Annotated in this window: 9 protein-coding genes and 1 pseudogene; 4 read left to right on the forward strand and 6 right to left on the reverse strand. The window is 57.8% G+C overall.

From position 1 onward, the window contains the following. Entirely contained in the window at positions 1–1,533 is a 1,533-nt protein-coding gene (gene ppx, locus A1WC_RS06915) for an exopolyphosphatase (protein WP_008803823.1), read from the forward strand. A gap of 55 nt (positions 1,534–1,588) precedes the next feature. Here the strand turns inward: ppx and A1WC_RS06910 are convergent, their stop codons facing one another. Then, positions 1,589–3,817, reverse strand: a complete 2,229-nt coding sequence (locus tag A1WC_RS06910; protein WP_008803822.1) for an EAL domain-containing protein — start codon at positions 3,815–3,817, stop codon at positions 1,589–1,591. A 370-nt stretch (positions 3,818–4,187) separates the two neighbouring features. On the opposite strand from A1WC_RS06910, the gene A1WC_RS26590 reads away from it, so the two are divergent. Next, the gene (locus A1WC_RS26590) at positions 4,188–4,361 is read left to right on the forward strand and encodes a YfgG family protein (RefSeq protein WP_012967451.1); all 174 of its coding nucleotides are present in this window, start codon (positions 4,188–4,190) and stop codon (positions 4,359–4,361) included. Positions 4,362–4,460: 99 nt separating this feature from the next. Here A1WC_RS26590 and A1WC_RS06900 read toward each other — a convergent pair. Next, positions 4,461–5,370 (reverse strand): annotated as a pseudogene (locus A1WC_RS06900) (LysR family transcriptional regulator). Positions 5,371–5,442: 72 nt separating this feature from the next. Here A1WC_RS06900 and A1WC_RS06895 point away from each other — a divergent pair. Continuing rightward, positions 5,443–6,732, forward strand: a complete 1,290-nt coding sequence (locus A1WC_RS06895) for an MFS transporter (RefSeq protein ID WP_016161629.1) — start codon at positions 5,443–5,445, stop codon at positions 6,730–6,732. A gap of 69 nt (positions 6,733–6,801) precedes the next feature. Here the strand turns inward: A1WC_RS06895 and guaA are convergent, their stop codons facing one another. Both guaA and guaB read right to left on the reverse strand, forming a co-directional pair. After that, a complete protein-coding gene (guaA, locus tag A1WC_RS06890) occupies positions 6,802–8,379 on the reverse strand; it encodes a glutamine-hydrolyzing GMP synthase (RefSeq protein ID WP_016161630.1) in 1,578 nt (525 codons plus the stop codon). Positions 8,380–8,446: 67 nt separating this feature from the next. Beyond that, a complete protein-coding gene (gene guaB / locus A1WC_RS06885) occupies positions 8,447–9,913 on the reverse strand; it encodes an IMP dehydrogenase (RefSeq protein ID WP_004151980.1) in 1,467 nt (488 codons plus the stop codon). A 158-nt stretch (positions 9,914–10,071) separates the two neighbouring features. Between guaB and xseA the strand changes: the two genes are divergently transcribed. Beyond that, entirely contained in the window at positions 10,072–11,463 is a 1,392-nt protein-coding gene (gene xseA, locus A1WC_RS06880) for an exodeoxyribonuclease VII large subunit (RefSeq protein WP_016161631.1), read from the forward strand. Here the strand turns inward: xseA and A1WC_RS06875 are convergent. Beyond that, positions 11,447–11,665 carry a zinc ribbon domain-containing protein gene (locus tag A1WC_RS06875; protein WP_004201901.1) on the reverse strand — a complete coding sequence of 73 codons (219 nt, stop codon included), beginning with the start codon at positions 11,663–11,665 and terminating at the stop codon, positions 11,447–11,449. The genes xseA and A1WC_RS06875 overlap by 17 nt on opposite strands. Before the next feature lie 49 nt (positions 11,666–11,714). Then, positions 11,715–12,794 (reverse strand): Gfo/Idh/MocA family oxidoreductase, encoded by a 1,080-nt coding sequence (locus A1WC_RS06870; RefSeq protein ID WP_016161632.1) that lies wholly within the window; start codon positions 12,792–12,794, stop codon positions 11,715–11,717. Positions 12,795–12,874 lie beyond the last annotated feature (80 nt).

Consider the following 12,874-nt stretch of genomic DNA (forward strand, 5'->3'; position numbering starts at 1 on the left):
ATGCCAATAAACGAAATAACCCCTCGGCCGCAGGAATTCGCTGCGGTCGACCTTGGTTCGAACAGTTTTCATATGGTGATCGCCCGTGTCGTCGATGGCGCCATGCAGATCATTGGACGCCTGAAACAGCGCGTGCATCTGGCCGATGGCCTTGATGAAAACTCGGTGTTGAGCGAAGAAGCGATGACCCGCGGGCTGAACTGCCTGTCGCTGTTTGCTGAACGTCTGCAAGGGTTCTCCCCTTCCAGCGTCTGCATCGTCGGGACGCATACGCTGCGTCAGGCGACCAACGCGGCAGAGTTTCTTAAACGCGCGGAAAAAGTGATCCCCTACCCGATCGAGATCATCTCCGGCAATGAAGAAGCGCGCCTGATTTTTATGGGCGTTGAGCATACGCAGCCGGAGCGCGGTCGTAAGCTGGTGATTGATATCGGCGGCGGTTCGACCGAGCTGGTCATCGGTGAAGATTTTGAGCCCCGCCTGGTGGAAAGCCGTCGCATGGGCTGCGTGAGCTTCTCGCAAGCCTACTTCCCTGGCGGGACAATCAATAAAGAAAATTTCCAGCGTGCTCGTCTTGCGGCGGTACAAAAACTGGAAACCCTGGCCTGGCAGTTCCGTATTCAGGGCTGGACCGTGGCGCTGGGCGCCTCCGGCACCATTAAAGCTGCGCAGGAAGTGTTGGTGGCCATGGGTGAGAAGGACGGGTTTATTACGCCGGAACGCCTCGAAATGCTGGTCAGTGAGCTGCTGAAGCATAAAAACTTCGACGCGCTCAGTCTGCCAGGCCTCTCTGAAGATCGTAAAGCGGTCTTTGCGCCGGGTCTGGCGATTCTGTGCGGCGTGTTTGACGCGCTAGCCATTAAAGAACTTCGTCTGTCCGATGGCGCCCTGCGTGAGGGCGTGCTGTACGAAATGGAAGGCCGCTTCCGCCACCAGGATATTCGTAGCCGCACAGCGCAGAGTCTGGCGAATCAGTACAATATCGATCGCGAACAGGCACGCCGGGTGCTGGAAACCACCACCCATATGCTGGAACAGTGGCAGGAACAGAACCCCAAGCTGGCCAATCCGCACCTTGCGGCGCTGTTGAAGTGGGCGGTGATGCTCCATGAGGTAGGGCTGAATATCAACCATAGCGGTATGCATCGCCACTCCGCCTACATTCTGCAGAACAGCGACCTGCCGGGCTTCAACCAGGAGCAGCAGATGCTGATGGCCACCCTGGTGCGCTATCATCGCAAAGCGATAAAACTCGACGACCTGCCGCGCTTTACGCTGTTCAGGAAAAAGCAGTTTCTGCCGCTGATCCAGCTGCTGCGCCTGGGCGTGCTGCTGAATAACCAGCGTCAGGCCACCACCACGCCGCCGACCCTGCGGCTGCAGACGGAAGCTCACCACTGGACGCTGACCTTCCCGCATAACTGGTTTAGCCAGAATGCGCTGGTGCTGTTGGATCTGGAAAAAGAGCAGCAGTACTGGGAAGGTGTGCCGGAATGGCTGCTGAAGATTGCAGAAGAAGAGCCAGACGCCTGATCGGCGCTCCTGAATATTCTCCATGCCGGGCCATCGCGCCCGGCTTTTTTCTGCTTCAGGCAGTCATCCCTTCCGCCAGCTGCGCCAGTGGTACCGGTACGCCGATATCGTAGCCCTGCAAATAATCGATCCCCAGCGCGATGACCGCCTGGCGTATTTCCGGCGACTCGACATATTCAGCCACCACCTGCATGTTCTTCATACGCGCCAGACGACAAATAGAATCCACCACCTGGTAATCGAGACTGCTGGCAAGCAGATTGCGAATAAAGCTGCCGTCGATTTTAAGAATGTCGACGTTCATCGTTTTTAACCGGGCGTAGCTGGCGTAGCCGGTACCAAAATCATCGATCGCCACCCGGCAGCCCAGCGCCCGCAGATGCTCTAAAGTCTGACAGACCAGCTCAGGGTTACTGAGCGCATAGTTCTCGGTCAATTCGAAAATAATCTGCCATGGCTCAATGTTGTACGTCTGCAGCAGCGCTTCAACTTCCTGAGGAAACTGGCTGCGGCTCAACGTGACCGGAGAGAGATTGATCGCCAGCCGCAGACCGGGCAGTGCCCGCCGGTGGGTATCCATAAAGGCTAGCGTGTGCTCGATGACCCACTGATCCACACGAGAGGAGAGGCCAAACTCGTGCGCCACCGGCAGGAACGCGTTTGGCCCCGTCAGTTCACCCGACTCCCCTTCCATCCTCAGCAACACTTCATGGTAGTTATCGCCGCGGATGCCCTGGATAGGCTGCGCCATCAGGACAAAGTGGTCTTGCTCCAGCGCCTTGAGGATGCGATTCATCATCACCACTTTATCTTTCAGATCCTGCTGAACATGGCCGGCGCCGCGGCGCTGCATATTCTCCGGATGGCCGCTGGCCAGCGACATGTCGGCAATCGTGTTTAGTTCGCCAAGCAGCAAATACAGATGTTTGACCGGTGAGCGCACGTTGCAATAGCTCATGCCGATCCGCGGCTGGAGGGGAACCCCGTCCCAGTAGAAACGGAACTGCCGCAGGGAGCGGTCGATCAAATGAATACGCGCCTGATGCCCTTCACTGTTGAGGCGAAAAACCAAGTCATGGCCGGCAAGGTGATACACCGCTTCGTTAGGCTGCAGTAACGCGCTCAGGTGGTTCGCCAGCATTTGCTTATACTGAATGCGTAACAATACGCCGTAGTGGCGGCCCAGCAGTTCCAGCTCAGGAATGCGCAAAAAACAGAGCGTCGACCAGCTCGTGCCATTGAGCGCCCGACTCAGCGCCCGCAGATTAGGCATATGTACGACCGGGTCGAGGAAAGCCATCTGCCGGACGCGAGCGTAGATCAGCCGCTGCTGTGTCGCCAGCATCGCCGTGTAGGCGACAATAAACGAGAAGACCAGATAGCTTGACGAGGTGATCGCCAGTTGGGTGTTATAGCTTGGATAAACCGGTAAGTAACGGTAATGAAAATGGATCACGGCAATCAGTACCGGCGTCCAGATCAGCGAGATAAAACGATAACCAAAACGCATGGCTCCCCAGAGCATGACCGGCATAAGTAATGATAACGTATAATTCGTACTAAATATGGTGCTGGTATCATTAAGCGGCATCAATAATAGCCCCAGCAGCAGGATTAATATCGCCGCCCAGCAAATGATTTCAATTGTTTTTATTTTTGGATCAATTTGTAAGCGAACCTGAGAAATAAATCCGCGAACATGAAAAGGGTTCCGAATTATCCGCAGCAGAAAATAACACAGCGGCACGCCCGTCAGACACCCCACCATCAACGCCTGAAAGGTGATTAACGACCGTAAACTAAACGGCGTAATCCCCGTCATCTCCGTCGTACGTGGATGCAGTCCCAGATACTCAGCGATCTGTGACAGAATAAGAAAAATGACCGAGGGAAGCAGCATCTGCCAGAACAGACGGTGCGGCATCAGTTTGACGTTACCGTGCGAGACCTGCTGGCGCCGGGGTACAAAGATGCGATATCCGCCCCAGCACAGCACGCAGGGGATGAGAAAATGAAACAACACGCCGATAGCCTGCTCGGGCGTCATTCCTCGGGCCAGCGTGAGCAGCAGGCCAATAATAATACCCGGGATCGCCGCCCAACCGAAAAACATCATCAGGCTGAGTACTAATGCCAGAGGAAGATAATAAAGGAATACCATGTGGCCATTGAGCATGGTGTAGGTATTCGCCCATCTGGCGAAGGGTAATAACAGCGAGGGCAGAACAAGCGGTAAAGCCCACCACTTGTCGCGATATTGTTGATAATATTTTAATAAATTCATAGGTGCTCTACAGAGAGCCTCTGCTCCTGCGAGGCATATTCAGGCAGGCATCCAACCACCCCATGCTGACCGCATAAGTAATAACGATACGGTAATGTTCGCTGATTTTAGTGGTCAAGAGAATGGGACTGTTGATATAAATCAACAAATACTGACGCTAACATTAATAAAACTTATTTTTTTACCTTTTTATCGCTAATAAAGTGAGCATGTAAATACGATGATTATCTTATATAACATTAATTAATGTTTTCACTGCGGCACTTTTACATCTGCATCAATTGACCCCACCTCGTTCCTGTGCCTTAATACCCCCATCGCCCATCTTCGGGTATACTTCAAGGAACCTTTTGTGAGTCAGGCACCCAGTATGCGTAAACGACATCGATTTAACCGTCGCATGACCCGTATCGTACTGCTTATCAGCTTTCTCTTCTTCTTTGGACGCTTTGTCTACTCCTCCATCGGCGCCTGGTACCATCACCAGGATAAAAAAGCGTCGCAGGAGTCTTCACTCACCGTCGAGCCCTCCGCTCGCGAGTAATCCTTTGATTATAATACTGGAAGCGCCACACTCCGCAGACAGAGTCGCTCGCTGCTGATGTATTGTCTTTGATGCGGTAATTTTGCCGTCGGCGATTTATCAGCGCACGGCATGCAGCAGGCGCAGCATTTCTGCGATACCTTTTGTCACAATTTTGTCCTGACGCATGACTACCGCCAGCTGTCGATATAGCCGCGGCGCCAGCGAGTGCACGCTTAATCCGTCGCGATCCTTCTCCTGCTCCACCGCCATGCGGGGCACGATGCTGTAGCCCAGCCCTGCCCGCACCATCCGTTTAATCGCCTCGATGCTGCCCAACTGCATCACCGGCGTGACCGCCACTCCCGCCGAGCGGAACCAGCGGTCAATCAGATCCCGGGTGCCGCTGCAGGCTTCGAAGGCAATGAGCGGCAGATCCAGCAGTTCAGCAGGAGTATAATCCGCCAGCGTCCCCGTCTCGTGACTGGCATGGATAACCACGAACTCCTCGTCAACCACTGAGGTCACCGCCAGACTGCGTCCCTGTACGGGCAAGGTAACCAGCCCGAGATCGAGGCGATTTTCCTCCACCGCCCGGACGATATCCAGCGTGTTGCCGGTGGTCACCCCCACCGTCAACAGCGGATGCTGCTGACGAAGATGCTGCAGCAGCGGCGGGAGAAGATGAATGCAGGCCGTCGCGCCGGTCCCCAGCGTTACCGCCCCATTAACTTCCTGACTGAATGCGCTGACCGACTGCATTGCGCTATTCACCGCCCGATCGATCTGCTCGCTGTGGGCCAGCAGTGCCATTCCCGCCGCCGTCGCCTTGATCCCGCGGCCGGTACGCTCCAGCAAACGGGTCTGTAAAAACTGCTCCAGCTGACGCACCTGCAGGCTAACGGCAGGTTGGGAGATCCCCAGCGCGTCGGCGGCGGCAGAAAAGCTGCCGCGCTGTACGACCAGCCGGAAGGTCGCCAGGTTTCCCAGGTTCAGTGTTGTCATACAAAGTTTCTCTTATACCGCGCATAAGGTGGCCGCTCTGCCAGAACAATAGCCTGCCGGGTATGCTCAGGACAACTGCCTTAACGGAATGAAAACCATGGAAACACGCGCTATTCCCCGACGGCTCGCCTTCACCGCGGGCGGTCAGCAACTGATCAACTGGGGGATCTCTTTTTATATGCCCGGCACCTTTGCCGGGGCTATCGCCGCCGACAAAGGATGGTCCTTGCCGCAGATCTATCTCGGCCTGACGCTCGCCATGCTGATGATGGCCGCTGTTTCTCCGTTCGTTGCCAGGCTGCTGGCTCGCTTTGGCGGAAGGCTGGTGGTCACCAGCGGAACCTTACTGATAGCCGCCAGCTGCGCCATGATGGCCTGGCGCCCTTCGCTGGCCGGCTGGTACGGCGCCTGGCTGCTGACCGGCATCGGCATGCGGCTCTCGCTGTATGATGCGCTGTTCGCCGCAGTGGTGAATCTGTACGGTCAGCAGGCGCGGAAAACTATCTCTCATATCACTCTCGCTGGCGGTTTGGCCTCTGCCCTCTTCTGGCCGCTGGGCGAGGTGTTATTAACTATCATGCCCTGGCAGAATGCCCTGCGGATCTATGCGCTGTTTGGCCTGCTGAGCGCATGGCTGAGTTATCAACTGCCTCGCCAGCGACTCAGTACATCGGTGAAAATGATAGCCCCAACGACGACAGCAGAGGGCGATCGGCGTAACGGGGCGCGTTACGCAATCTTTATTGCGCTGATCACCTTCATCTCCAACGGTACCTCCACCCATCTGCCGGAGTTTATCAGCCACTTTGGTCTGCCGGTTGCCGTCGGTATGCTGTGGGGATTCGGCCAGACCGGCGCCCGGCTGGGGGAAGTCCTGGCCGGTCCCCGGGTCACCCCACTCACGCTGACGCGTTTTACCGCGCTCGCCATGCCGCTCTGTTTTCTCCTTGGATTGAGCAGCACGGCTTATGCCGGGTTCGCAGCCGGGTTTGTGCTGGGGTATGGCGCGATTAATGGGCTGGTGACGATTGTCAAAGCGACGCTACCGCTGGCGCTGTTTAGCGCAGAAAGCTATGCCAGCCGCACGGGTATCCTGCTGATACCCGGGCAACTGATGGCGGCTGCCTCCCCCTTTGCCTACGCATGGCTGAACCACCGGCTGGGCATTATCGGCGGAATGTGGGTGTCCACCGGGTTAACGCTGATCGTTGCCGGACTGGCGCTGGCGATGGTGCGCGGGGCGGGCACGGTACAGCCGGGTAAACTTTCCGCGCTCCGCACGGCGGCGGCAAAAAATGGGCCAGCTGAACATCTGCCGGAACCGCAAACGGGGAATTCACAGGGAAACCTCACCCTGCCAGATAACCTTCTGGGACGACGGGATTGAAGGGATGTCTAAAATAAAAAACCCTCTGTAAAAACAGAGGGTTTCGTTTCATTCAGCTAACGACGGGGATCATTCCCACTCAATCGTTGCTGGCGGCTTACCGCTGATGTCATACACCACGCGGGAGATACCGTTCACTTCATTGATAATGCGGTTAGAGACGCGGCCGAGGAAATCATACGGCAGGTGCGCCCAGTGCGCGGTCATAAAGTCGATGGTTTCCACCGCACGCAGGGAAACGACCCAGTCGTATTTACGGCCATCGCCCATTACGCCGACGGAGCGCACCGGCAGGAACACGGTAAACGCCTGGCTCACTTTGTTGTACAGGTCAGCTTTGTGTAGCTCTTCGATGAAGATAGCGTCCGCACGACGCAGCAGGTCGCAGTACTCTTTCTTCACTTCGCCCAGCACGCGCACGCCGAGGCCCGGGCCCGGGAACGGGTGACGGTAGAGCATATCGTACGGCAGGCCCAGTTCCAGACCGATCTTACGCACTTCGTCTTTGAACAGCTCACGCAGCGGCTCAACCAGCCCCATCTTCATCTCTTTCGGCAGGCCGCCCACGTTGTGGTGAGATTTGATGACGTGCGCTTTACCGGTAGCGGAAGCGGCAGATTCGATAACGTCAGGGTAGATGGTACCCTGCGCCAGCCATTTGACGTCGTCCAGCTTCAGCGCTTCTTCGTCGAACACTTCCACGAAGACGCGGCCGATGATTTTACGTTTCGCTTCCGGATCGTTCTCGCCTTTCAGCGCGTCGAGGAAGCGCTGCTCGCCTTCAACGTGAACAATGTTCAGGCCAAAGTGGTCGCCAAACATGTCCATCACCTGCTGCGCTTCATTCAGACGCAGGAGGCCGTTATCCACGAATACGCAGGTCAGGTTTTTGCCGATGGCGCGGTGCAGCAGCATCGCGGTCACGGAGGAGTCCACGCCGCCGGAGAGGCCAAGGATCACTTTGTCATCGCCAACCTGCTGGCGGATACGCTCGACGGCGTCGTCGATGATTTTCGCCGGGGTCCACAGGGCTTCACACTGGCAGATGTCGCGCACGAAGCGCTCCAGCATACGCATACCCTGACGGGTGTGGGTGACTTCCGGGTGGAACTGCACGCCGTAGAAGCGTTTTTCTTCATTGGCCATGATGGCGAACGGGCAGCTATCGGTGCTGGCAACGGTCACGAAGTCCGCCGGGATCGCGGTGACCTTGTCGCCGTGGCTCATCCACACGTCCAGCAGCGGTTTACCGTCTGCGGTCAGGGAGTCTTCGATACCACGCACCAGCGCGCTGTCGTTAACCACTTCAACCTGCGCGTAGCCAAACTCACGCTCGTTAGAACCTTCTACATGGCCGCCCAGCTGCATCGCCATGGTCTGCATGCCGTAGCAGACGCCAAATACTGGCACGCCGGCTTCAAACACATACTGCGGCGCGCGCGGGCTGTTCTCTTCGGTAGTACTTTCCGGGCCGCCGGAAAGAATGATGCCGCTTGGATTGAATTCGCGGATCTGTGCTTCTGTGACATCCCACGCCCACAGCTCACAGTAGACGCCCAGCTCACGCACGCGACGCGCCACCAGCTGAGTATACTGAGAGCCGAAGTCGAGGATGAGAATGCGATGTTTATGAATGTTTTCCGTCATTGACGCTAATTCCGAGGCAAGTGAAACAGAGTAAATAAATCGCCCGACGCTAGGTCGGGCGAAGAAATCAGGAGCCCAGACGGTAGTTCGGGGACTCTTTGGTGATGGTCACGTCGTGAACGTGGCTTTCCTGAATGCCCGCACCGCTGATGCGTACGAATTCAGCTTTGGTACGCAGCAGGTCAATGGTACCACAGCCGGTCAGACCCATACAGGAACGCAGACCGCCCATCTGCTGGTGAATGATTTCTTTCAGGCGACCTTTATAGGCCACGCGGCCTTCGATACCTTCCGGCACCAGTTTGTCAGCGGCGTTATCGCTCTGGAAGTAGCGGTCAGAGGAGCCTTTAGACATCGCGCCAAGAGAGCCCATGCCGCGGTAAGATTTGTAAGAACGGCCCTGGTAGAGTTCGATTTCACCCGGGGATTCTTCGGTACCCGCCAGCATAGAGCCGACCATCACCGCGGCCGCGCCGGCAGCGATGGCTTTGGCGATATCGCCGGAGAAACGGATACCGCCGTCAGCGATAACCGGAATACCGGTCCCTTCCAGTGCTTCCACCGCGTCGGAAACGGCGGTGATCTGCGGCACGCCCACACCGGTGACGATACGGGTCGTACAGATGGAGCCCGGGCCGATACCCACTTTCACCGCGCTGCAACCGGCTTCCGCCAGCGCGCGCGCGCCTGCACCGGTGGCCACGTTGCCGCCGATGATTTGCAGGTCCGGGTATTTCGCGCGGGTTTCACGAATGCGCTGCAGGACGCCTTCAGAATGACCGTGCGAGGAGTCGATCAGCAGAACGTCAACGCCCGCGGCTACCAGCGCGTCTACGCGCTCTTCGTTGCCGGCACCGGCGCCGACCGCCGCGCCTACGCGCAGACGGCCCTGCTCATCTTTACAGGCATTCGGTTTACGTTCTGCTTTCTGGAAATCTTTAACGGTGATCATGCCGCGCAGGTGGAAGCTCTCATCCACGACCAGCGCCTTCTCAACGCGTTTTTCATGCATCTTAGCGAAGACCACCTCGCGGCTTTCGCCTTCACGTACGGTAACCAGACGCTCTTTCGGGGTCATATAGACGCTGACCGGCTGGTTCAAATCGGTGACGAAACGCACGTCGCGGCCAGTGATGATACCGACCAGCTCGTTCTCTTCGGTCACCACCGGGTAGCCGGCGAAGCCGTTACGCTCGGTCAGCTCTTTCACTTCACGCAGGGTGGTGGTTGGCAGAACGGTCTGCGGGTCGGTGACCACGCCGGACTCATGTTTCTTCACGCGACGAACTTCTTCCGCCTGGCGCTCGATGGACATGTTTTTGTGAATAAAGCCGATGCCGCCTTCCTGTGCCAGGGCAATAGCCAGACGCGCTTCCGTTACGGTATCCATGGCTGCGGAGAGCATAGGAATATTCAGACGAATGGTTTTCGTCAGCTGAGTGCTGAGATCGGCAGTATTCGGCAGAACGGTAGAATGAGCGGGAACGAGGAGGACGTCGTCAAACGTCAGGGCTTCTTTAGCGATACGTAGCATGGGCAATATCTCGACCAGGGTGGATAAATATTGCCGTGGCATTATACAGAGCGTAACCGATTGCATCTACCCTTTTTTGCAAATAATACTTGCCATCCCCTCTGAGCGCGTTACTATCGACTGAATAACCTGCTGATTTAAAGTTTGATCTTGCTCACATGTTACCCTCTCAATCCCCCGCAATTTTTACCGTAAGCCGCCTCAATCAGACGGTGCGTCTGCTGCTTGAGCGCGAAATGGGCCAGGTTTGGATCAGCGGCGAGATCTCTAACTTCAGCCAGCCCTCCTCTGGCCACTGGTACTTCACCTTAAAAGACGATAACGCCCAGGTGCGCTGCGCGATGTTCCGCAACAGCAACCGCCGGGTGACGTTTCGCCCACAGCACGGGCAGCAGGTGCTGGTTCGCGCCAACATCACCCTGTATGAGCCGCGCGGCGACTACCAGATTATCGTCGAAAGCATGCAGCCCGCCGGCGAAGGGTTATTACAGCAGAAGTATGAGCAGCTCAAAGCGCAGTTAACGGCGGAAGGACTGTTCGAGCAAAAACATAAGCAGGCGCTCCCCTCACCCGCCCACTGCGTCGGCGTCATCACCTCGAAAACCGGTGCGGCGCTGCACGATATTCTCCATGTTCTCAGGCGCCGCGATCCCGGGCTGCCGGTGATCATCTACCCAACCGCGGTCCAGGGTGACGACGCCCCAGGGCAGATTGTGCGCGCCATCGCGCTGGCCAACGCGCGCCAGGAGTGTGACGTACTGATTGTCGGACGCGGCGGCGGTTCGCTGGAGGATCTGTGGAGTTTTAACGATGAACGGGTGGCACGGGCTATTTTCGCCAGCCAGATCCCTATCGTTAGCGCCGTCGGCCATGAAACCGACGTCACGATCGCCGATTTTGTTGCCGACCTGCGAGCACCGACTCCCTCAGCCGCCGCGGAGATCGTCAGCCGCAATCAGCAGGAGCTGCTGCGCCAGCTGCAGTCCGGACAGCAGCGTCTGGAGATGGCGATGGACTATTTCCTCGCCAGTCGCCAGCGCCGTTTTACCCAGCTGTTCCATCGCCTGCAGCAACAGCATCCGCAGCTGCGCCTGGCCCGCCAGCAGACCGCCCTGGAACGCCTGCGCCAGCGGATGCGTATCGCCGTGGAATCGCAGCTTAAGCGCGCCGAACAGCGGCAAAAGCGCACCGTTCAACGTCTGGATCACTACAACCCGCAGCCACGGATCCACCGGGCGCAATCGCGGATCCAGCAGCTGGAATACCGGCTGGCGGAAAATATGCGTGGCCGCCTCAGCGAGCGGCGTGAACGGTTTGGCAACGCGGTGACCCATCTGGAGGCGGTGAGTCCCTTAGCCACTCTGGCGCGCGGCTACAGCGTCACCTCGGTGAGCGACGGTACGGTGCTGAAACAGACGAAACAGGTCAAAACCGGCGATCTGCTCACCACCCGCCTGAAAGACGGCTGGATCGAAAGCGAAGTGAAGCAGATCGCGCCGGTGAAAAAAACGCGGGCCAGAAAGCCTTCACCCGCTAAACCAGCGGAATAAATTCCACCCGTTTTTTCGAGATCAGGCCATGCCCATGCTGGCAAAAGTAATCCACCGCGCCGCACGCCTTGAGCACCTCCAGCGGCTGGTGGCATTCCGGGCAGCGGGCCTCGAGGGCAAATACCCTTTCGCACTGGGCGCAATGCGCGCTGCTGCCTTTGACATCTAACGGCGCGTGGCACAGAGGGCAATCAAGTTCCATAACCATTCCTTTCAACGTTTATCTGCACCTATTTTATCATGTTCCGGGTTTAATGAGGGCCGCGTAATTGCTGCTGTAGCCGGAGCAGCCATTCCACTTCCTCAAGCCGACGTCGCGTCAACCCGGCCACGCTGTCGGGCGCCCGGATAAACAGATTATCCGCGCCGAGGATCTGCTCATCGAGGCAGTGCGAATAGATCGTCCCGGGGCGGGTCCAGCGCTGGATCCGCTCGCCGTCGTGCAGCGTCACCACTTCGCCCTCAGGGGAGCGGTCGAGGATGAGGATTCGCCCGTCCCGCAGCCCTATCCGCATTCCCTTTTGCCCGCCCGCGGGGCCCGCGTATTTGTTTAGCCAGATATTGAGCGGGATAGTGCCCAGGGTTCCCTGCAGATGCGCCTCCCCCTCTGCGGTGACCGTATCCCCAGGGGCAATGCCATGGCCGAGGCGGTCTTTCGCCACCCGAAGGGAAAGGCTCAGCGCCGTATCGCTTCCGCTGGCGTGCAGGGTTTCGCGGAGCATCGCCAGGACATGGGTGCCGATATCAAGGATCACCCCATCAGGGTGACGCAGCTGCCGGGTATCCAGCTCCCCAGTGGCAAAATTGAGCGCGACCGGCTCTCCGGCAGCGTTAAAGCCGCTTGGCTCCTGTAAATAGCCTTCGAGCCAGACGATATCCTGCGCTGACAGGTGCGGCGGCGGCTGGCGGCTGGCCTCCCCTTCCGCCCGCCACCGTGGGCCAGGAGCGTTCAGCGCAACGCCTCGCGCCATCCAGTGGTCAAGAGCCAGCACCCGCGCGGCCTGCTCAGGCGGCGCCAGCAGCGCCCGCAGCCGGGCGGCCTGCTCAAGGTTGGCCACGATCGGCTTTTCCACCACGATGCGGGAAATGCCGCTGGCTAACGCCCTCTCCAGCACGGGCAGATGCTGAAGTGATGAGGTGGTAATGAAGAGCGTATCCAGAGGTTCGGCCAGCAGTGCCGACAGCGAATTACAGCGCTGGATCCCCGGCAGCGCTCTGCTGCAGTCCAGGTCATAGCCATGGCAGCTGTCAATACGGTATCCCAGGCGACGCAGCGCCGGTAAATAGGCGGTTTCCACCACCGCGCCGAGGCCGATAAAACCAATCTGCATAGTAAGTCCACCTTTGAGCCGCTCTGTTCCCCGCGAAGTATCGCGGGATTATGGCGGAAGGTTTTGACATTTACCGGCAT

Origin of the sequence: Klebsiella sp. KTE92 (genome assembly GCF_000398905.1) — a bacterium.
In the GTDB taxonomy this organism is placed as follows: domain Bacteria; phylum Pseudomonadota; class Gammaproteobacteria; order Enterobacterales; family Enterobacteriaceae; genus Klebsiella; species Klebsiella variicola.